15 protein-coding genes are annotated in these 23,800 nt (G+C 35.6%); all 15 read right to left on the bottom strand.

Features of this window, described 5'->3' with window-relative positions:
* Position 1: 1 nt before the first annotated feature.
* The gene (locus tag J2X31_RS04915) at positions 2-1,171 is read right to left on the bottom strand and encodes a glycosyltransferase family 4 protein (protein WP_310024923.1); all 1,170 of its coding nucleotides are present in this window, start codon (positions 1,169-1,171) and stop codon (positions 2-4) included.
* Complete coding sequence (locus tag J2X31_RS04910; RefSeq protein ID WP_310024921.1) at positions 1,168-2,340, bottom strand: glycosyltransferase family 4 protein; 1,173 nt, start codon at positions 2,338-2,340, stop codon at positions 1,168-1,170. Before J2X31_RS04910 ends, J2X31_RS04915 begins: the two co-directional genes overlap by 4 nt.
* The gene (locus J2X31_RS04905) at positions 2,337-3,710 is read right to left on the bottom strand and encodes an asparagine synthase-related protein (protein WP_310024919.1); all 1,374 of its coding nucleotides are present in this window, start codon (positions 3,708-3,710) and stop codon (positions 2,337-2,339) included. Before J2X31_RS04905 ends, J2X31_RS04910 begins: the two co-directional genes overlap by 4 nt.
* A gap of 131 nt (positions 3,711-3,841) precedes the next feature.
* Positions 3,842-4,972, bottom strand: coding sequence for a glycosyltransferase (locus J2X31_RS04900; RefSeq protein WP_310024916.1), 1,131 nt, complete (start codon positions 4,970-4,972; stop codon positions 3,842-3,844).
* Positions 4,969-6,789 carry an asparagine synthase (glutamine-hydrolyzing) gene (asnB, locus tag J2X31_RS04895; protein WP_310024915.1) on the bottom strand — a complete coding sequence of 607 codons (1,821 nt, stop codon included), beginning with the start codon at positions 6,787-6,789 and terminating at the stop codon, positions 4,969-4,971. Before asnB ends, J2X31_RS04900 begins: the two co-directional genes overlap by 4 nt.
* A gap of 115 nt (positions 6,790-6,904) precedes the next feature.
* Entirely contained in the window at positions 6,905-7,843 is a 939-nt protein-coding gene (locus J2X31_RS04890) for a glycosyltransferase family 2 protein (RefSeq protein WP_310024913.1), read from the bottom strand.
* A complete protein-coding gene (locus J2X31_RS04885; RefSeq protein WP_310024911.1) occupies positions 7,843-8,769 on the bottom strand; it encodes a glycosyltransferase family 2 protein in 927 nt (308 codons plus the stop codon). Before J2X31_RS04885 ends, J2X31_RS04890 begins: the two co-directional genes overlap by 1 nt.
* Before the next feature lies 1 nt (position 8,770).
* Positions 8,771-9,469: an LbetaH domain-containing protein gene (locus J2X31_RS04880; RefSeq protein WP_310024910.1), complete on the bottom strand. Its 699-nt coding sequence runs from the start codon at positions 9,467-9,469 to the stop codon at positions 8,771-8,773.
* 2 nt (positions 9,470-9,471) lie between these two features.
* Entirely contained in the window at positions 9,472-10,773 is a 1,302-nt protein-coding gene (locus J2X31_RS04875) for a polysaccharide pyruvyl transferase family protein (protein WP_310024908.1), read from the bottom strand.
* Between the two features lies 1 nt (position 10,774).
* Positions 10,775-11,482 carry a WbqC family protein gene (locus J2X31_RS04870; RefSeq protein ID WP_310024906.1) on the bottom strand — a complete coding sequence of 236 codons (708 nt, stop codon included), beginning with the start codon at positions 11,480-11,482 and terminating at the stop codon, positions 10,775-10,777.
* Between the two features lie 6 nt (positions 11,483-11,488).
* Complete coding sequence (locus tag J2X31_RS04865) at positions 11,489-12,562, bottom strand: DegT/DnrJ/EryC1/StrS family aminotransferase (RefSeq protein WP_310024905.1); 1,074 nt, start codon at positions 12,560-12,562, stop codon at positions 11,489-11,491.
* Between the two features lie 152 nt (positions 12,563-12,714).
* A complete protein-coding gene (locus tag J2X31_RS04860; RefSeq protein WP_310024903.1) occupies positions 12,715-14,493 on the bottom strand; it encodes an ABC transporter ATP-binding protein in 1,779 nt (592 codons plus the stop codon).
* 583 nt (positions 14,494-15,076) lie between these two features.
* Complete coding sequence (locus tag J2X31_RS04855; protein WP_310024901.1) at positions 15,077-15,832, bottom strand: hypothetical protein; 756 nt, start codon at positions 15,830-15,832, stop codon at positions 15,077-15,079.
* A gap of 588 nt (positions 15,833-16,420) precedes the next feature.
* A complete protein-coding gene (locus J2X31_RS04850; protein WP_310024900.1) occupies positions 16,421-16,597 on the bottom strand; it encodes a hypothetical protein in 177 nt (58 codons plus the stop codon).
* Between the two features lie 161 nt (positions 16,598-16,758).
* A complete protein-coding gene (locus tag J2X31_RS04845) occupies positions 16,759-23,625 on the bottom strand; it encodes a T9SS type A sorting domain-containing protein (protein WP_310024899.1) in 6,867 nt (2,288 codons plus the stop codon).
* Between the last annotated feature and the right edge of the window lie 175 nt (positions 23,626-23,800).

Genomic DNA, 23,800 nt, shown 5'->3' with positions numbered 1-23,800 from the left:
GCTATTCGGTATAAAAAGCTAAAAATTCTTTTTGCTGTTTTTCTAAATTAAATTCCTTTTGAACTCTCAAAACAGCTTGATCGCCGATGATTTGTTTTTTATTTTCAGGCAATTGAAGTAACTCTTTTATTTTTTCAAAAAGCAGTAGCGGGTTTTGTTTTGCAACAACAAAACCTGTTTGATTGTCAAGCACATTTTCACTCAACCCTTCTGCATTAGAAACGACGCAAAGCAATCCCATTGCTTGAGCTTCCAAAACCGCATTACAAAATCCCTCCTGAATACTATACTGCAAGTAAATGTCAGCTTTTGATAAGGCTTCCTTTACTTGCTCTGAAGATAACTTTCCTGCAAGAGTTACATTGTCATTTAAACCAAGTTGGTGAATTGCAAATTGTAAACGCTCTTTTTCTACCCCATCTCCTATAATCGTATAATGGAAATCAATACCTTCTTTCTTTAATAAGGACACCGCTTCGAGTGTTGCTTCCAATCCCTTAATCCAATGAAGTCTTGCAACGGTTTTTATTTGTATTGTATCGGATTTTATGCTTTCTCTTGCATCAAAAATTTCAATATCAATAGCGGGAGTTATCTTGAAAATTACTTCTCCTTTGATTCCATTTGCCATTAATCCTTTCTTCATTCCTTCCGAAAGCACATGGTATTTTACTTTTTTTGCAAACAATACCGAATAGCAGTTTTTATTCCTAACAGGATATACATAATAATCAAAACCTCTAAAACTTACAGCCATTTCGGCTCCTATAGCTGTAGCAACATTTTCTCTTCCCAAAGCCATAGTCCCAAAACCAAAATGCAGCCAATCTACTTTTTCGGAAAGTAAGAACTGATTGGCTAAGATTTGCTTTAGATTTTGAGAAAATGAAATCTCATCTTTTTTATTAAGCTGATACAGTTTGAAGCTTTTGGCAGGATTTAAAAACAATACTTTTACGAACTCTAAAAACAAATTAAAAGCAACAAACAATTGGTTTCTATTTAATACTGGAGCCTTAACTACTTTGCAATTCAAATAGCTATTGGGTGCTTTTGAGTGATTTACATAAAGAAGGACCTCATGGCCACTTTGTTGCAAACCAAGAATCTTATTCTTGAAAAAAGTCTCAGAATAAGCTGGAACATTGGGCAAGACAAGTGCTATCTTCATGATGCTATTACTTTTTGATACAAAGAAATCATATCCGAAATCATCTTTTCTGTGGTATGTTGTTGCTCAATGGTTATTTTAGCCTGTTCCATCATGCTTTGTTTTTCTTCGTGAGGAAGCTGGGCAATCTTCAATATGCTATCAGACATTTGTTGAGGATTTCTTGTAGGAACAATAAATCCGTTCTGCCCATTTTCTATTACCTCATCCATACCGCCACAATCTGTAGAGATAACAAGCGTTCCGAGCTGCATTGCTTCCAAAACTACATTTGCAATGCCTTCTTCCAAACTCGGAAGCAAAAGGACATCAGCATTTCTCATAGATTCTTGCACTTTAAAAAAAGGCATTTTCCCAGAAAGCAGAACTTCTTCTTGAAGGTTTAAAGTATTTACCAAATAGGTTAACTCTTCTGAATCATTTGCTCCTACAATTTGATAGTTGAATTTGAAACCTGAATCTTTTAGGATCTTACAAGTTTCTAAGGCATAATTATAGCCTTTTTTCCAGTGTGTCCTGCCAACGGAAATAATGGTAAAAGTCTTGTCTTCATTACTTTTTCCTGGAACAATAATTTTGTTCAATCCACTGTAAACTACTTGAATTTTAGCTGAACTTGCTCCATACTTCTCTGCTTCTTTGCCAATAGCTTTGGAAACAGCATGAAAACCATCTACTTTAGGAAAAGTCTTTTGATAAAGCAGGGCAATTTCTGGATGTGTTATTGGGGTATAATTAATATGGGCACCTCTCAAACTTACAACAAGTTTTATCCCAAAATTTTGTACCCAGATCCAATCCTCGATGCTTCTAGCCCATTGCAAATGAAATACTTCTGGTTTGTGCCACAACACAGGATAATACTTGATTTTAGAAAGTGTTTTGTTTTTGCTTTTAGCGGCAATTATAACATCTAGCTGTTTTTTTTCTTCCCTTTTAAAAAGACCTAATAATAAGCTGTATTTTATAAGATGAAATAACTTTTGAATTCTATTATCAGAATACGTAGTAACCGATATGGAGGAACTACTATATCTTGTTCTCTTTTTCAAATAACCAAACAAAAGAATAGTATAGCCTTCATCTGAAAGTCCGTTTATGAGACGTTCTATAAAAGTAGTACTGGGAACTTCGCCAGAATAGACTGCTATTTTAATCTTTTTGCTCATTGATTTTGTTTGAAAAATAAAGACAGCGTTAAAAGCATACTCACGGGATGTGAATAATAAACATCATCTTCTGTTTTGAATTTTTGATAAAAAGCGTTTGTAAGCTCGGTTGGAATTACCGCATTCATTTTTTCATTTTCAAGTAATCTTTCCTTTAATTGCTTCTCGTTTTCAGTCCCCAAAAACTGCAATTCCCAATTTCTTTGTATGTGCTTTTTGGGGTTTAGGGTTCGCTTGACCTTATCTAAAATACGATAAGGCATATTATAAGGTTTTTTATTAAAGTGATAGCTATAGAGATTAAAAGGTTTCTGTCCCTGCCAAACAATTTTTGCAAGATCAGGATTCCGCATCTTCAAATACTCAATCTGTATCTGTCTTCCTGCGAGATATTTTTCTGGAACGGTACAAATAAATGCACACATCCTGTTATCATAATAAGGAACGGTTATGGGTTTTTCATGTTCAAAAATACTTAGATTAACACTAGTCCATCTTGGAGCCCAATAAAGGCTCTTAAAGGCACGGATCTGGGCATTGGCACTCTGAGGAATATCAATTTTAAGAAGTAAGCTTTTAAGCCTCTGATACAGATAATCTTCAAAGTTGCCTTCCATATTCCATTCTTTCCAAAGGGTAGTCGCTAATTCTAGACCTCCTTTTTTAACCACTTTTTTAAACAGTACGGCAACCTGTTGCTCAACAGTCAGATCATCGGCAACACCCATGTCATCAAAAAGCACATCGCCCCAATGTCCGAGCGAAAAAACATCCCCCATTTGGGCATATTGGTCGATAAAGGCCATTTGCCTGGGATGTGTAAAATCGGAATAGCAACCGTTTATTTTTGCCAAATCCTCTATTTTATTCCATAAATAGCCATTTGGTATGCGCCAATCTTTAAAAGCAAAACCACAAACTTCGGCTATTTGTTTGGAATATTTGGTTTCATCATGACCTCCTTCAAAAGCATAACTATACGCGGAAACATCTTTCTTGAGATAGTGTAAAGCACAGGCCTGTGTGCGACTGTCCAATCCTCCTGACAAGGGAAGTATCACTTTTCTATTGCCAACCTGCTCCTCTATAATTTGCTCAAAAAGCACTGCAAATTCTTCAACAACCTGCTTAAAAGGACGTTCAACAGGTGTATGGTGCCATTTAAAATAAGGTTGTGTTGCAGTTGTGGATCCGTTATCTATTGTATATTGGTTGGCAGGTTTCAAGACTTTCTGTTCTAAGAAATAGGTGTCGTCATCTAAGAAAAAGCCCAAAGCCGAAAAAACACAGATGGCTTTATGGTCAAGTGTTTTTTGAGCACCTATAAAAGTAGCTTTTGAGGGAATGATGGGGGTATTAATTTCTTTCATTTTTTACTTAAAATTGGATTTCTCAAGGGAGAAACTTAATTTACAATCAACAGAACAAGATTGAATGCTAACAACATTCATCGAGATATAAACAAGTTTCAATCCATCTAGATGCAACGTTTTTTTCACTATCATATCTCTCTTTTGAGTAAAGACAAATAAAATTGTTCATGCTTTTGTATTTCAATTCCTATAGAATAATTTTGAGAAACTAGGTTCTGAAATTCTTTACCTAGCTCAGTAAGTTCCGCTCTACTTTTACCCATAAAAAAAGACAATTTCTTTGCTAATTCTATTTCATTTTTCGGAGTAAAAAGATGTTCTGGAAAGCTTCTCAGTTGGTCTCTTATTCCTGGCACTCTTGAACCTAAAACGACTTTTGAGTTTGCCATGGATTCTAATAAAGCGACAGGAGATCCTTCTCTTCTTCCTTCATCAAGGGTTGGCAATACAAAAATTTCTGCATGGTTCAAATAGTCCACCACATTCATTTGTTTTCCTGAGAACATAACCTTTGAGTTTAATCCTAAAGCATCTACCATCCCGTGAAGCTTTTCTCCATACTCATTTTTATCATCTCCAACAAGCCACAAAACCCAATCTTCATGCTGTGCTTTTATTTCATCAAAAGCCGTTATGAGAGTTTCTATTCCTTTAACAGGAACAAAATTAGCGACACAAATCAACACTCTTTGATTTTCTGCTGTTTTCATTAAAGCCTTAATATGGGAATCTGGAGTTGAAAAATGGAATTTTTCTATATCGACTCCTCTGGAAATAAGCGACGTCTTGTTTGAATGAGGATAAAAAGATGCTTTCATATCCGTATTCTGTAAAGCAATCTTATTTGCTAAAAACGAACGAAGTTGCCAACTGTTTTTGGACAAACCTCCCCAGCTCATATTTTTTTTTGTAAAGACCCATTTTATACCTGCTAATCTTGTGGACAAACCTTCTGTATAATTAGAATTATAATGAAAACTATGAACAATATCTGGCTGTATTGCTTTTAACTTTCTAGATAATTTCCAGCACTTTTTTAGCATCTGAAGAATGGGTCTCTCTTTTGGAATGTAGTCAAAAACATGGATGGGAATTCCTGATTTTTCTACGGTTTCAAAAAACGCACCCCTATTATGCAGACATAAAATATGAGGCTCAAACAATTCCTTATTCAAGCCTAAAGCTAAATTAAGCAATGCTTTTCCACTTCCTGCGGTATCAAAATTGGGAATAGTATAGAGTACTTTTATTTTTTTCATTTTAACAAACTATAAAGCGTAAATAACGCCCATTTTAAATCTTGTTCACCTTTTAGATGTGTCGTTAACATTTTCTCAACTTCTTTTTTTTCAAATCCAAAATTTACTAAGTTACCATCTAAAAGTGTACTCTGGAAAACGGGTTGCAAATCTTCTCTAATCCATTTTGATAAAGGAACAGAAAAACCCTTTTTTATTTGCTCTTTTGGAATTTGAGGAACTCTGCTAGACAAAATATTTTTTAAAAGTTGTTTTTGCACACCATTTCCGTAACTCAACATAGGATCTATTTTCAAAGAAGCTTCTATCATCTTTTTTTGTAAAAACGGTACTCTTACTTCAAGACTATTTTCCATGCTGGCTAGATCGACTTTTCGTAGCGTTTTTTGCATCATCCCATAAAATTCTGCTTTTTGCAAACGTCCTAAAAGTACTCTCTCATCTTTTGTGTTGTCATAATTGTAAACATCCCATTCTGGCAAAGCTATATCTTTCAAATCTGGAGCAATTAAAGGCAACCAGTTGCCCCTAAATCGTGAATGCAATCCTTGATGTACATCCGAAAATTTATCAGCCAACAAGTTACTATTTACTCTTTTTGCTTTTGTCAGATACTTATCAAACCCATAAATAGCTTTTTTGGCAATAGAAGGGTAATGCTGATAATTGATATTTTTTCCTATGTTCCAAAAACGTTCGTAACCAAAAAATAGTTCGTCTCCACCATCTCCACTCAACGCTACTGTAACATTTTGCTTGGCTAATTTAGAAACCAAATAAGTGGGTAGGATGCTAAAATCGGCTAGAGGTTCGTGGAGTGCCATCATCGCCTCATCCCAACTCCCCAGTACTTCTTTGGCCGATAATTGCCAAATATGCTGTTTGATTTCGAGAGCTTCTGCAAATTGTCTTGCTCTTTCTGATTCATCGTGTACTTTACTGTCTGAACCAATAGAAAAAACTTGTAATTCCTTATGATAGTCTTTAGCAAAAGAACAGATCAAAGGGGAGTCAACCCCTCCAGATAAGAATGCCCCTAAGGGAACATCTGACAACATTTGGTCATGAACACAGGAATCCAAAGTAGCAGTCACCAAATTTTGGGCTTCCTTTTTATCAAAAACAGAAAAATCATTTTCTGCAGGAAATTCCCAATATCTAGTATGCTTTTTTGTCCCGTTCGGATAAAAAGTAATCATTTCACCAGGCAATACCTGATAGGTATCCTTGTAAAGCCCAAATGGTGCTGGCATAAAATGTTGTTGCAGATACAGCTTTAAAACACTTAAATCCAAATCGGCTTTTTCAAACATCGGATGTGCCCTAATCTGATCGTATTGGCTTGAAGCAAATAGGGTATCGTTTTTGAAACCATAAAACAACGGTTTGATTCCTGCAAAATCTCTTGCCAAAGTGACCGATTTTTCTTTTGCATCAAAAATAGACATGGCGAACATACCGTCTAACAAGGAAACAGTTTTCTCTATTCCCCATTCCTCCAGACAAGCTGTTATGGTTTCGGTATCGCTGCTGCCTCTAAAGGAGGTATAGTCAAGTTTTTTTCTTAAAGCTAAATGGTTGTATATTTCTCCGTTGAAGACAATTGTAAAACGTTTTTGAGGACTCTGCATCGGCTGTTGTCCTGCAACCGATAAATCTTGAATAGCCAAACGATTAAATCCTAGCTGAACAGAAGTACCGTCGCTCCAATAACCCTGTGAATCTGGACCTCTTTTTTGAGATAGATTAAGGAGCCCGATAAATTCAGGCTTGGATATCAAGGTGTTTAAACTGTATTCTGTCGTGAATCCACACATTATTGATGCTTTTTATAAATTACAAATATTTCTAATTAAGAAATGACTAAAAAAGATTATTTTAAATACTATGCAACTTGAAATAAACATTATCTAATTTAGAATGATTTTTTTTCTAATTATTACTTAGAAACCTATACCCTTTATTAGTTAAGTAATATAGACTACCAAAAAGAGCATTACCCACAATCTTAATAAAAACTCTAACTGAGAATTCTTTTCGCAACATAAAAACACTTAGTAAAAATGCCTTTCTTAGATTTTTATCAATATAAAGTCTTGGTATAAGACTCAGCAAGGCTGTTTCTACATATGTATTAGTATCATCTCTTAACCTATATCTATTATCATAAAGAAACCTAAATATCAAAGTTTTGGAAACAGTCTTGGTGTTACGAGATTTAATTTGATTATCATGTTCTCTATTTGCTACAAGATTTTCATGGACAACAATAGGATTGAGTCCTTTCAAAAGAACTTCGATATGAAACTTGAAATCCTGACCATTCTTAAGTCGTTCATCAAATTTAATATAGTGTTTTATCAAGCTCTCTTTTTTCCATAAAGGAGCCGACGTGCTCCAACCAATTTGTTTTAAAATAAAGCTGTCAATAGGATTTTCATCATAAAGATTCTCATTCCACACACCAACCATTTCCTCTCTTCTGGTTTTAAAAAAAGTAGTTTGACATATCGCAAAATCCTTATTGGAACTCATTAGGGCATCTAACTGCATTTTTATCTTTTCAGGATGCATTAAATCATCGCTATCAAAGAAATTCAAATACTCTCCTTTGCTAATTTCAAAACCGTAGTTTCTTGCACCATTTCCTCCCGGTTTATAATTATTTGGACGCCTGTGAAATTGAAACCTAAAGTCTTTTTTTAAATGTTCAAAAATAACCTCTTCTATGTTATCCATACTGCCGTCATCCACAATAATACATTCCCAATTTTTATAGGTTTGTTCTAGAATACTCTCTAAAGTTTCTTCTATAAGATGAGCACGATTATAAGTAGGAATAATTATGGAAACTAAAGGTTTATTATTCATTACACTCTATCAAATATTGTTTTAATAGTTTTTTTTATCTCCTTCTTATTTCTAATCAAATTCAGCAACTCAAGTATTAGATTCTTTTTCTTTAAACTCTTGTCTCTGGCATATACCTTGTTACTTATAATGCTACGTAATGTATTAAAATTTGCAACTCGTGCATTATCATCTTCTTTATTGTTTTTGTAAAGCTCCTTCGTTATTAGATAGGCTGTTTTTAACTTATTATCTTTTGTCCCCAAACTAAAAAAACCTCCTTCATGAACATGATAGGCACCTAAAATCGCTCTCATATAATAACCCTTACCTTTTTTTAATAAATGATAGTTAAAATGAACATCTCGGGTAAATTTATAATTCTTGAAGTCATCAGGATTATATAGTTCTTTTCTATAAACAAGAGTAAGGTTCTTTGTCAGCCATTGATTAAAAAAGAGTGGTAAGGTTATATCAAATCCTTTTTGTGAACTATCTTTACAATTTTCAACATTCTTTATAACAATCTGCTCTTCTCCTGTTATTGTATTAACTGACTTAAAACCTCCACATACTAAACTATATTCTGGATTCTTCTCCAGAAAATCTACCTGTTTCTGTAATTTTTGAGGATCTATCCAATAGTCGTCACCTTCACAAATGGCAATATACTTACCCTCTGCTCTTGGAAGATTATGTCTGAAATTATGCCCTTTAATACCCTTTGACCATTGATTTTCGGTTTGAATTATAGGCTTTATGATATCAGGATATTTTGCCTGATATTCCATAATAATATCAGATGTTCCATCTGTAGAGGCATCGTCGTGGATAAGCACTTCAAATTTAAAATTACATTTTTGCATCAAGAACCCGTCAAGACACCTCCTGATGTAATCAGCATGGTTAAAAGTGAGCGAACAAATGCTTACTAACGGTTTTTCCATATTATCGAATATTCTTAGTATAGGTTAATTTCTGCTCAATTAGCTCCTCATCATATTCTTTGAGTGTTTGATTTATCGTGCTTTTGACCAAAGTATAATCCGGAATGTTTCTATTTATAACTGTTGTTGCTCCAATAATACATTTTTTCCCAATCTTGACCCTATCAAATATTGTTACACAAATTCCTATGAATGTTTGCTCTTGTACAAAGCAATCACCAGCTATAAAAGAGTTTGCCCCGATAAAACAATGATCTTCAATTATAGAATCATTTCCTATAAACGCTTTTGTTTTAATAAAGACGTTCGAACCAATAATTGTATTTGTATCGATTACTGCATAATCTGAAATCCAACAGTTATCCCCATTAATTTCGCCATGTATTATCGCTGTGGGAGAAACTATATTTGCAAATCTATATCCTAATCTTTTAAACTTACTATATACATCTTTGCGATCTTGGTTTACTTTATTCCATTGGATTGCTATAAAAATCAAATCGGTAGAACTATTAAAGCTTTCCAAGTTTTCACTTTCACTAAAACCTATAATTGGCAACCCACAGAAATCGTCATTTTCTTTGTACGCTTTATCTACAATAAAACCTTTTACGTTAAAAAGATTATATTTTACGACAAATGTAAATATTGATTTTGCAGTCGTACTTAATCCAAATATGTATAAGTTCTTTTGAGACATAATTAATTATTGACTAATTCTTTCAGAATTTTATAGCTATTTTGTGCCTGTAATCTTATTTCGGGTAATTTCAAATCCAAGTGATTTTTAATTTTCTCACGGTTGCTCCAATATTCATCTACTTTATCAATCATATTATTGAGATTATTTGGATCAACAACACAATCAATTAAATCCAACTGTTTCGCAAAACCTCTAAGCTTATGAGCTTTTGGTTCATGACCATAATCAATAATAATTGTGGGAACACTTTGAGACAATCCCGCTACAGCGCCATGCAATCTTCCAGAAATGAATAAATCAAATTGAGAAATTATAGATTTTGTTTCGCCCGGTGTGTAAACTCCGTCTAACAAAAATAATTTATCATTAGGGCTCTTTTCTTGGATAATATCATACAATTGTTTAAGAATAGGGAAATCCCTACCATGAATTAATTTAAATTCGGGCTCCATTAAAAAACCATTTGAATGGGACAATAACATTACATTTACGTCTAATTTTTGTGTAATAAATTCAATTAGACCAATAAAATTATCATATTCGTCATTTGCTCTTGGCCATTTGCTAAAAGGAGGTTGCTCCATGTTCCAGCCACAAATATTAATCCCGATAATTGGTTTGCTTTTATTATATAGTAGGGTATTTTCAAGCTTATTTTTAACAATTTCAAAATCATCACCTTTATATAAATAGGATGGACACGTGTATTCTTTTACATTATCCACAGGTAATCCTGCCTCTTTGAGCAGGGACTTTGAGAGTCCATCTCGCGTTGTAATGACATCAAAATTAATAAGAGCCTCTTTTACTATCGGCAGATATTCATCATTAAAAGGACCAGGGGAACAGCCTAACAGAACATTCTTTTTTCCTAATAATTGAATTGTTCTATTTTTTAGAACTCCAACAATGAATCTGTTCTCTCCTGCTAAATCGGCATTTTGACCCCACATATCTCCACTATGATCAATAACCAAATCAGATTTTAAAACTTCATCTATAAATGGCGTAGTATCAATCAGTTTTCCTGTTTTATTGTAAATATCGGCAATAGCATATTCTAATAAAGCATTACTAAGATCATCTTCACTCCAATTATAATAAAGCTCTAATGGGACACATTTTACTTTTTCTCTTAAGCAAAATTCATCTGTCAGTTGTATAGTGGTATATACTGAAGCATCAGGAAAAGTTAAATGTATTTGTCTAAAAAAACTTTCCGTTACATAATAATTACCGATGTTTCCAAACTCTTTTCTTCCCCAATGAACTGAAGTTTGTCCTGTAACAAATATTCTCATTTTAAGTTATTTTGTATTTTAATAAATATTTTTTTGTTTCTTCTACTGAATTGAACATCAGTACATCAATAATGGATAACCATGGTACAAAATCATAATCAAATTGCCTATAATCAATGAATTCTGATTTAATAAAATTAAGTTCAATTCCTTGATTTTTAAAATCTTCTTTAGAATAAAGTTCAACACCGCCTATTGGGTTTATATAAATCTTGGCTTCGAGATGTTTGCAAATTTCTATCACTTTATCTTTGGCTTTAAATTCTTCGATGTCAAAATCCAACTCAGATGATTTTACAATTTTACACTCTATACCCAGCAATGATTTTATGGCATCAATTGAATTAAATATAAAATCAAATAAATTATCTCCTTGATATTCAAATATTTTTTCAATGAGCGGAAATATATCATTATAAAACGGAGCCTTCACGTATGCCCCCTTTAGTTTGTTCATGATTTTCATTTTTTCATTTTGAAAATCATCTGACAAATAGCGTTGATTTACATTTAAATAATCAGAATCCTTTTTTAAAGGAATTGTAATAAATTGATCTTTCCCATTAACAAGTACTCTGTTTCTATTGATCCACCCTTTTTTAGTAAATTGTATGTTATCGTAAACAACAAAAGTATCTACTGAATTCATTAACTGATAATATCCAATATAAGGCATAAAATAGGGTTGCATAATGGCTATTTTCATCATCACTCCTTAAACTATTTGATTTATTAGCCTACAGATTTCTTCAATATTCTGGTTTTCAATCCCTACATACAATGGTAAACACAAAATTCTATTTGAAATATTTTCAGACACAGGCATTTCCTTGCTCACTATATATGTGATGGTATTTAACGATGGGCAAAAATACCTTCTAGGAAAAATATCATTTTCATTTAAACGCTTTTGTGCCTCTAAAACTTGTTCTTCCGATTCAAAAACCACGGGATAATAACTATAATTCCAATCTGTATGTTCTCTGATTTTCATTTTTTGAAGAGTAGAAAAGTCCAATAGACGATCATAGCTTTCTACTGCTTTTTTTCGTGCATCAATGATTTGGTCCATGAATGGAAACACGGCTAAACCCATTGCAGCATGAAGCTCTGATATTTTACCATTAATTCCTAAACCGTAAAAATCCAATGCTCCTTTATGTCCAAAATTGTGGCTGTAAAAGAGCTGATGCCTCAATTCCGGATCGTTAGCAAACATAGCACCTCCTTCTCCAGTATGAAATAACTTGGTAGCATGAAAACTACAAGTGCTTACATCTCCAAAATTAAAGATACTTTGTCCATTATACTTAACCCCGAAGGAATGAGCGGCATCATAAATGACATACAGATTATGTTTTTTGGCAATAACTTCTATTGCTTCGACCGCACAAGGATTTCCAAAGACATGGGTGGCAAGGATACAGGTGGTTTTATCGGTAATGGCTGCTTCTATTTTAGTCTCATCAATGGTGAGATATTCAGGATGGATATCTACAAAGACAGGTGTGCAATTTTCCCAGACAATGGATGCCGTAGTGGCCACATAGCTGAAAGGTGTTGTAATAATTTCTCCTCCCTTACCCAAAAGCTTGAGTGCAATTTGCAACGGAACCGTGCCATTGTTGGTAATTGTCATCCAATCTACACCCAAATAGCCTTTAAGTTGCTCTTCTAATAGTTTTACAAGATCACCCCTATTGGTAAGCCACTGCTTGTCATAGGCTTTTTGCACCCATTCAGTGTACTCTTCTATCGGAGGTAAAAAGCATTTGGTTACCGGTATCATATTTTATTTTTATTAAACAGTACTACACCATTCGTACTTCTATTCGCTCTATTTTTGTTCCATCTATCCTCTTCTTACATCTTACATCTCCCAACTCCCATCTTCCAACTTCTTCTTTCTTCCCTCTCCCAGCTTCCAGCTTCCCTCTTCTCTCAAATCTCCTGTAATTCCACCATTCTTTTAAATCGCTCCGAAGAAGAAGTAAGTTCAGAAAAGTTTCCTTGTCCGGTAATAGTGCCCTTGTCCATTAAATAGATAGTATCGGCATTTTTGATGGTTGCTAAACGATGTGCAATAATCAATAGGGTAAACTTACCTTTAAGGGCGTCTATATTTTGTTGGATTTCATTTTCGGTTTCAGAATCTAAAGCGGAAGTAGCCTCGTCTAAAATCAAGATTTCAACTTCCTTAAAGAGTTCTCGGGCAATTGAGATACGTTGTCGTTGTCCTCCACTCAAATTAACACCATTGTTCCCTAAAAGGGCTTGCTCTTTTAATTTTAAACCATCAATAAAGTCGCTTAAAGAAGCCATTTTTACAACTGCTTGAAATCTGCTAATGTTATAATCAGTAGGCTCTGCCCAGAAAGTTATGTTTTCAAAAATGGTAGCATTAAAAACGGTAGCCTCTTGAGAAATATAGCCTATTTTTTTTTGATAAGTAAATTGGTTGAATTGTTTTATGTCAACTCCATCAATTAATATTTCTCCACTATGTACATTAAGCAATCTAATAATTGTATTGACCAGAGTAGTTTTACCACTTCCACTTTCTCCAACAAAAGCAATAGTGCTATTTTTAGGAATGCTAATATTAATTTTATTCAAAATAGTCGTATCATCATATTTAAATACAACATCTTTGATTGTTATAGAATGTTGTAATCCCTCAAATATTCGTTTACCTACTTTTTCTTTATAGGTTTTTAATTCCAATAAAAAGCTTGTAATGTTATCAATGGCACCTTGATTAGCAAGGGTATTGTTATAGCTGTTTTGTACAGAAACAACAGAAGTTAAGGCACGATAAAAAAACAGCAAGCTGATCATGATTGCGGATATACGAGCATCAAAAAAAGTGATTTGTGCAAAAATTACAAGCACTACTATACAAATCAACATCGGCTCTCTATAGGCACTAACTTTTGAATTTAACATACCCATCTGCAAGGATTCATATTGCACATGATCGATAGATTTTTCTACTTTATTTTTATAATCCATAACTTTGCCAGTAGCCTTAAGATATTTAAAGTTATGCACATACTGAATCAGTACATTCGAAAATGCATTTCCCACTTTAGAGATATTTTTGGATTTTTCTTTGGTAAGTTTATTGATCTGACTGAAGATCAAATTAGACAAAAGACCTCCAAGACACACCAGCAATGCAAATTGCCAATCTACAAGGAAAGAAAAAAGCATATAGACAATAATCATAATCGATCCTTGAATCATGGAGACATAGTTGGTATAAGTATTAGACAATCTCACAATTTCTCCTAAAAATATATTTTGAATTTTTCCTATATCCGTTTTTACAAATTGATTGTAGGCAAAGAGGGGAAGCAAATCAACAATACTCATACGTACTTTTTTAGTAAGCCGTTGTTGTGTGAGTATTCTATAAACACTAGCCCTGTAAACTACACTACCTTTCAGTAAAAATATAATTACTAGAAATAAAAGTGCCTTGTTTACGGTTAGCGTAATGCCTATGCTACTTAAAAAATTAGTTATAACACTCAAATTACCCATGTCAACAGCATCACCTCCATCGGCCAACTGTAGTAAAGGCAAAAACATGGTAAGCCCAAGACTATCTAAAAGCCCAACCACAATACTGAAACCTATTACAACCAACAACCTCGACCGTAGGATGGAGTAGAAATAAGCAAAAGAAGAAAAGTATTGTTTGATGTAGCGTTTCATTAATTGAAATCTTTTTTTGCAAAAATAGTACTAACCGACAAATTTAATAAAATTATGTTAAAATCGAATATCCTGAAAAGCTGGGCAATCAAACGGTTCGAGAAGGGCGAAACCAGAAAATTAAAACTTTTATATTTAATTAAGCCTAAAGTAGCGGGAGTTTGTAATGTAGTAGATAAGAAATGGGGTGCAACTAGCTTGTAGAACATGCCCAAACAACCTTTTAAAAATATAAAAAGCAGGTTGCTATGATACCAGACTCCAAGTAGGTGAAGACTGAAAAATTGGTCTTTTGGTTTGATCGCAAACAACCAATCCTGATCTTTAATATAGTTCATTTTATTTGCCTTGGGGTCTTCGATTTACTTCTATCAAGGGGGCGGTCAAATATAACAATTAATGCCAAAACATCAATTCTTTTTTAAAATTTTAATCCACATTTAAAGATTTAGTCACACTTCTGTTGATTTTTTGCTCAATTTCCAGCAAACACACCCTATTAAATCATTATCAACAAAAAACAAAAAAAGTCCCTACACTTGGCAGGGACTAAAATAAGCAATCAGGAAAGAAGTGGCTATTTTTACTCGGTAACTTCCAATAAGTTCAAGACATTATAGACTTCATTGTTCAAAGGATATTGAACGCCATTGATTTCTTGAAAAAACTCAATAAGGATGAACCAGAAAACAAAGCCTTCACCAACCGGAAGCTCCTCTGGTGCCAAATCCACAGCAACAGCATTCATATCCAGAGGGAAATTTTCTACCTTGCTGTACTGCATGCCGTGCGAACCCGTTTCAAAGTTGAGTAAAAGTACACCTGTTTTAAACGACACATGCGTAGCCGATTGTGGATAATACAACATCGTACCAGGAATAAAATCAGCCATTGAGAAGGTTTTGGTTGTAGTATCCAAGCTAAACGGACACCGTAAAACACTACCGAATTGAGACTTGCCATTAAAATCAAATCCGTTGAGCAAAGCCTGGCCTTCGGCCGACCTGAGTCCAATACTAACTTGCCTTTCTCCCCTGCGGGAATTGGTGTCATAATTCTTGACCTTTGTCAGCACACCAACAAGTCGGTTGTTGAGTTTAGTGTCTCTCGCACTGTTGATGAGCGAACTAGCACCCAAACGCACTTTTTTACCAGCACTAGCCACAATTCCAAATTCCGAACCATTTTCCCTTGTTCTGGCAAAGGCCGGATCCTTCGCAATACGCTCTTTCGAGATACCGCCTTTGTTCTTCACGACATATTCCCCATTCTTTTGTTTGTAGAAGGTTAAGTCGCCAACAGTTCCTTCAATCTTGATAAAACTTCTTAATTTTGCCATTGTATAAATGATTTTTAGTTAAACAATGACCCAAAACTAATGCAAGAAACAATACCCTCAACAAGCTGACAATCAAACGTTACCCTATTATACCTCTATTTACTTCCTATTCTATTTTAGGTTGTTCTTTTTCCGAATAGTTCCTAAATGTCCTCATTATTACTCAAAAAAAAATTAAGTGTGTTATTTGTTAGGAAACAGATGAAAAATTCATAATCTTAAATAATAAAACAAGCAATGGTTCGTTTATGTTAAAAATAGTTCATTTGTTTAATTTCGGATTGAAGTTGTAAAGAAGTACAGAGCTTCCAAAAAAACAGCGTAGGTTCAAAGGTAACGGAATAGTTATTTTAGGACAAGGAACAAATTAAGTCAGACAGGCAACAACTAAACAGCTAAAGGGCAGTTAATCCGTAGGTAAGCCACAGTTAAGGCGTATTTAAGCGACACCAAGCACTAAAAGTCACCTGATTGAACTTTAAAAGCAAATAAGGTATAACATTAAAATTTAAAGCCATGCAGAAATTGGTGCTCTATGCAAAGGACATATCGTCAATAATGGGAATTTGCGAAAAATCATCTCAAAAACTAATAAAGAAGATAAACCAAGAGTATGATCTTGTAGAAAATAGATTTATCGCAATAAGCATATTCGCAAAATACACAAACATTGATGCCGAAATAATAAGAAATACGGTCAATCAATCCAACCGTGAGTACGGCAACCTCTGCATCCGTTGTCCACATCAATCTCAAAAGTAACATCGTACTACCCTTCAATCATCCACAACAAAAAAGATTAAGCACTCTTGATAAATCGATTAAGAGCCATACGCATCCAATCACTAAAGGCATAAAAAAATCCCGATTGTCATACAGACAACCGGGATTTAAAAGTACCCAATGGTTTAGTATATAGCTAAAAACTATTTCTTAATTACCTTGATGTTTTTAATCAATCCGTTAGCCATTACATTGATGATGTAGTTCCCTGTAGCCAATGAACTCATATCTATTTTAACTTCTTGGCTGTTATGTGCTTTTTTATACACTTTTTGTCCAAGTACATTAAAGATTTCAATGCTTTCAATAGCACTAGAATAAGTCACAGTCAACACATCCGAAACAGGGTTTGGATAGTATTTCAAGCTTGCTGAATCAAATCCTGGTGTTCTAAGATCTACTCCTGCTGTTATCATCAATCGACCTTCACTTTCACAACCATCAACCGTTTGAGAAACATAATAAACAGTTCCTGTTGTGATTAATGTAGAAGAAGGAATAACATTTCCGTCAGTCGAAGCATCATACCAGATCAAGTCTGTACCAGTAACTTCAAAATCTGTCAAGTCATCGCCAGTAGTGAAATCCTGTGTAGGGGTTGTCGTGGTTGGAGCATCTACTGCATCCTTAACCACAACACTAACTGGAGATATCACAGAACAACCATTTGCATTTTCTGCTTTGATATAAAAAGTTCCTGATGAAGGAATTGCATCCGGACCAGGGAAACTCACATTTCCAAAAGGATCTGCCCAATAAGTCAATGTCAAATCATTACCTGAACCTGTAGTTACAGCATCAGCAGTAATATCTACCGTTTCAGAAGAACATACTGCAGCTGGGTTATTGATTACCAACAAAGGCAATTCATTAACCGTTACTGAAATACTTATAGGAACTGCACATTGTCCTGCATCTGGAGAGAAGGTATAATCTCCCGAAGCAGTATTGCTTACTGTAGCAGGTATCCATGTTCCTGTTATTCCGTTTGGAGAGGTTGTTTCTAAAACTGGAGCTGTATCACCAGAACAAATTGGTGCTATTGAAGCAAAATCCGGTACAACCATTTCATTTACAGTTACAGAGAGTATTTGTGCAACGGCACATTGTCCTGCATCTGGTGTAAACACATAGTCTCCAGAAGCCATATTATCGATTACCGCTGGATTCCATGTTCCCGTAACTCCATTTGGAGAAGTAAGCTCCAATACTGGTGCTGTAGCTCCTGAACAGATTGCAATTGCAGGGAAGTTTGGAGTAACTTCGTCATTAATAGTAACAACCAATTGGTGAACACTTCCACACTGACCAGCATTTGGTGTAAACGTATAAGTTCCTGATTCAGAAGAATCAACAACAGCAGGACTCCAAACACCTATTATTCCATTCGGTGAAGTAGCCGCCAAAAGTGGCATATCCGCTGTAGAACATAAAGTCAAGGCACTTGCAAAATCTGGTGCTATTGGAGTTGAAGAAACGGTTACAGCTAATGTTTGTGTTGCTGCACAAACTCCAGCATTCGGTGTAAACACATAAGTACCACTAGCCATATTGTCTATTAAGGCTGGAGACCAAGTTCCTTCTATTCCATTTGGAGAAGTAGTAGCCAATGTTGGCGCTACTGATCCTTCACATATAGTTCCGATGGCAGCAAAGTTTGGTTGTTCAACTTCTGAAAAAGTAACTGCGATTTCAGCCCTTGCACTTTCGCAACCACCAACTGTTTGAGAGGCATAGTAGCTTCCTTCAACTAGATTGGCAGTTTCAGACAATGCAACACCACCTGTAGCGGCATCATAAAGTTGAACATCTGTACCTGTTACTTCGCTTAAAATAGCTGCAACTGTAGCAGTCGGACAAACTTCCAAAGCACCAGGTTGGCTCGTACCACAATTAGCAGTATGAGAACCTAGAGTTGTTGCTGTTTGAGCAACATCATTATAGGTAAAAGAAGAAACTGTCCATTCAGAAGTAGCTTCATCTGTACCAGAAGAGGCCGCCCAACTGGTATTGCCTCCACAAACTGAAGATTTTCTTGTTAGAATCTTATCTACAGTAGCATTAGCAATACCTGCAACAGTCCATCCTGTTCCTGGGTCACTATCATGCTGTCCGAAAACATCAATCAAAGAAAACACAGTCCCTGAACCGCCATTCCATTCTAATCCAATAGCATCATCACCATTAAACTGGATAAAACCACTGTTATACAAATCTGCACCTAAAACATCTGTACTGTTATTGGCAATTGTATAAGTATTGTTATTGGCTAACGTTCCTGTTAGAGCTAAAGTTCCAACAACCCATCCACCACCATTTGAAGATCTTACCAATCTAAAATTGGCTAAATCTACAGCAGCACCAGTACCGTTATACAATTCGATGTATTTTTTATTGCCACCAGCACCCTCTCCATACTCAGAGATTATCAGGTTAGACACTCCACCACCGCTAGATCCGCCTGGAACTGTTGGCAAGGCTACTGTTGAAAGCAAAGTAAATTCTTGACTTGCCGTAGTAATGATACAGTTAGTATCTGTCGTCACTGTCGCAACATAAGAAACTGCTGAAGTAGGCTTGGTATAAACAACATTCGCAGGAGTTCCAAGTACGTATGGAACCGTAGCCATTGCATCAGAATACAAATCTGTTGCTGGTGACCAAGTTACCGCTGCTTGAACACCAACGTTGAAAACAACATCTGTTCTGGACAAGAAACTGGTATAGCTACCTGTATTTGCAGGTAACATACTAGCTAAGTTAGCATTTAGGACAGCAGCCGTCTGATTGTCAGCTCTCCACATAAAAGTACTTCTGTGAGTAGTAGCTGAATATTTAGCGGTATTGCTTGGGCTTGGCCCTGCATTATTATTGCTGTAATTAACTTCCACAACTAAGTTGCTAACCCCATCCCACACAAAAGGAGTATCCAATGAAAGAACATTTTGCCCTACTGTTGGAGTATGATTAGCAGCATTTCTCACCACTGTTAAATCTGTTTCAAACACTGTACCTGTAGCTTCAAATTCCTGTTTAACAGTGTTTTTCATTTTAACTACAACATTCTGTAAAGCCACACCATTAGTTGCTACCATATTTAGTGCAATATTCTCAATTGTTGCTTGAGAAGTAAATCCTAGATCCAACAATTCTTGTGCTTGGTATATCCACTGTTGCTTGGTTCCTCCGTAATAATTCTGAAAAGGATTAGGGCCTAGCGGTGTTCCAGAACCTGGAGTTGACGTGAAAGTACCAGCACCCGAAACTAAAGTTTTTGATACTAATCCTCCATTCACACTTAGCTCTTGAATTGAACCAACACACATTGACGCATCAGTAAAATCGATAGTTGCAGCTGTTGGATTATTATTAATGGTAATTACCATTGTTGATGTTGTAGAACAACCTGTAACAGAGTCAGTACCAACAACTGTATAAGTTGTGGTTGCTACTGGTGTAACAATTTCGCTACCTGTACTAGCAACTCCATCAAAAGTATATGTGTAATTAGGATTTGCAGAAGTAATAGTAATCGTTACAGGCTCTGCAACTTCACAAAAAGAAGCTTCAGAAGGCGATAGGTTTATTGCCGGAATGGCAACATTTAGAAGTGCTGCATTATTATCCGTTCCATTCCACAAACCGTTTGTTACCCCATATTTATAAGGACCGAAACCTAATTTATATCTGCTTGCAAAATAATGATCTCCTACAGGCAATCCGTTATAAGTTACTTTATATTCATCGTTGTTACCAACCTGTATATTATAGGTAGCCAATTGGAAAGCTGCTTCTGGCCATGTAGCCGGATCAGTATTTTCAGGATTCATACCAATCCAAACCTGCAAATTCATGTTTTCACCTGCTGGTTCAGTAGCTATACTATCCCAAGCTTGTGTATAAACATCTACTGTTTGACAAGGCTGCATTGTTCCAACTGCGACTCCATCTACTACAAAGGCTTGAATATTAGCCCATGTGATACTTTCTTCTGGTTGTGCAACAATTGTAAATTTATAATCCTCTGCCTCCGTTCTTGTTGTAGTAGAACAAGCCAATGGATTTGCAACACCATTTGCCGTCAATACTCTCATCCTATAACTTCCTAAAGCTACATCAGCAGGTATTGCAACTGTCTGAGTGATAGCTGCAGAAGTAGTCGTGGTAGTCCCGTATAATTTTTCAGAAGCTTCAAACACAAAATTATTATTCCAATCTACCCATACATTCAAACCTACTGGTCCTCCTGTTACATTGGCAGTAAATGAAAAAGAACCTCCTGCATGATGTATCATCTCTTGAGTAGCATAATTATCCTGATATCCTGCAGTAGCATATCCAGAAGCCAAGTTAGAAACATTACTAATGGCTCCTACAGTCGAGAAGTTATTGATGAATGTTGTAGTCAAGGTTGACGACGGAACACAATATCCTGTAAAGAATGTAGTAGCCGAACTCCACGCACTTGCATCAGTTGAACTCGTACATACTGACTTGATATAAAAGCTGTAAGTTGTACTTGCAATAAGAGAATCAAATGAAATGTTGTTAGCATTAACAGATCCTTCAGCCACCAAACCTGTTGCTCCACTTCCTGCCGCACCTGAAGTTCTTAATTCATAACTATAAGATCCTAAAGTTGTTGAAACAGAGTTTACCCAAGAAACGGTAGCTCCCGTTTGAGACTCTACCAGAGAAGTTATAGCTGTTGGAAGTGAACAAATTTCAAATAAATTGATCGTATAATCTCCCTTTTTTATGGTTTGTGAAGCATATACCCTGATATAGTAATCTGTATTTGGAATCAATCCGGTTAGATTCATTTGAGATCCGGTCAAATTTGACCCTCCGGTAATCTGAGTCAATGAACCACAGGCATTTTGATATACAGAGAAACCTACTTCAACTGGAGCCTCATAAGCTAATGAAATTCTAGTTGCAGCAACATTTCCGCTATTAAATTTGTACCAAGCATCAAAATATGTCCCTAAAGCACTTCCTGCACTCGGAGAGGCAACTCCAAAACTCTGAGTAGCACATTCATTTGAAGAAGCCGTTGATGTTCCTATAGTAAGTATTTCTGCTGTTGAACATTCATCGTTTGCAGTAACAGGGCTACACAGATCTTGCATTTCCCATGTCAATACAAAATTACCAGTTGCAGATAAGTCTGTGCCTGTTTGATATCCGTGTACAAAAACATAATATTCTACACCCGTCAAGGCATTAAATGTCACTTTAGAACTAAATTGATTAGCTCCTACACAAGCTGGAGCTGCATCATCATTTACAGCCACACAGGTAAAGTTACTACATCCCCCAGAGTAAACAGATAATCTGCTATCAAAACCGATTGTTGGGTGGCAAGTTAAAAATGTTATTTGCTGATTATTACCCATGAATCTATACCAAGCACCTCTTTCGGTTGTTTGAGAACCCAGTGCAGCACAGTTTAAATAATCCGTTCCTACAACGGCGCCTACTGTTGAACCTACTTTAGATGTAACAGCTGGATTAGACAAATCCAATTGTATAGCATTGGCACAACTTCCATTGGTTGCCCCTTCTACAACTAGGGTAGCAGGTGTGAAATCTACATTGTAGTAATTCACATTAGGCGTTCCTGTACATCTTACATATTCGTAGATTTTTACAAAATAGTTTCCAGGAGTCAATCCTGTAACCGTCACATTAGATCCTGTACCATCATATACTATTTTCTCGCCTGATGTATAAGCTGTAGAAACTCCGGTTACATCAGCTGTTGATGGAGCCGTAAACTCGTTAACGGTATTGATAACTACATATCTTCTTGTTCCGTTTCCGTTTGCCCAAGATAAAGTTACAGCACCCGCTAAGTTTTCAATCTTCTGTAAATTCGTAGGGAGTGTTTGAGGAATAATTGGCCCTTTCACTTCCGAAACTTCTGAATAATCAAATAATCCTGATTCCGAACAAGTTACTTTTAAGCGATATTGAATATCCGTTCCAGCAAATACTGGAGGCGTGTAACTCATCGTTGTAGCTCCAGTACCACCCACCGCATTAACAAAATCCACCCCATTGATTGATTCTTCCCATTGATAGGTCAATCCTGATGCACCAGTTGTTGATCCCGTTACAATTCTTGCAACAGGAGCTACACCAACACAAACATTCGTTAGTAAGGGCATTGCAATTCCTGCTTCAGGTGTGCCTTCACAAACTGGCGGAGGTGTAAAAGTAAATTTCTTGCCTACCAAATTTGTAGTGGCAGAAATACCATTATTAGCAGTAGTCCCTGAAGCAGTTGATGGTGCAGCTGGGGTAATACTCAAAAACGAACTACTATCGTTCAAACCTACCGAGGCAGACAAGGTTCCTGCAGCAGCCATAATTGGTCCATAAACAAACTCAACAATATTGGTAGTTTCATACAAACGTAATTTAAAAGACGCTTTATTAGTTGCAGAAGTTGCTCCGCCACCACCAATATTTATTGAATTCCAACCTACCGATAAAACACGATTGGGTGCAACTCCTGTTAGTTCATAATTAACTGTACCGCCTGTTGCATTGTTGTCGTCCCAAAAAGGAGCGACAAGAGGTCGCAAAGTAGTCGTATTTCCTAATGAATTTGTCCAACCTGTATCTACAATTGTATTCCCCAATCTAATCATACCATTGGTGGTAATTGAAAATGTCGTATAGGTTGTGACCCCTAATTTAAAATCAAAACCTATAGAAATGGTACTCTGCGTGCCATCATCACCTGTTGCTGTAGAAAGTGTCCCTCCTACTGGCACATACGTTTCCGTAGATTCTGCAAATAAATACGTACTAACTTGCTGAGCATAAAACTCACTGCTTGACAGCATAAGAATTAGTGTCAAAACAGACAAAAGCTGGCTCTTCGGCCAACTCGAAAATTTGCGAATACCTTTTACAGGCATTGATGAGGACATTCCTCTGCAAATCTGTTCTGGTAGGATCCTATAACCGCTACCCCTAGAATTGTAATTTAAATCCATAAAAATTTTGTTTTTATTAAGATAGGAAATTTATAAAAAAAACTTAACATATCATTAAAAAAAACTTAAAAAATTATCAAATAAGTATTTGAGTCAACCATATCAAGTGAATAAAAACTTTTATTATCACAATAACTACCCTTTTCTTTAACTAAAGACAAAACTTATTTTCCGC

It is taken from the genome of Flavobacterium arsenatis (assembly GCF_031456785.1).
GTDB lineage: Bacteria > Bacteroidota > Bacteroidia > Flavobacteriales > Flavobacteriaceae > Flavobacterium > Flavobacterium arsenatis.
Note: the sequence above shows the minus strand (reverse complement) of the source record. Positions and strands in the feature narration are given on the sequence as shown.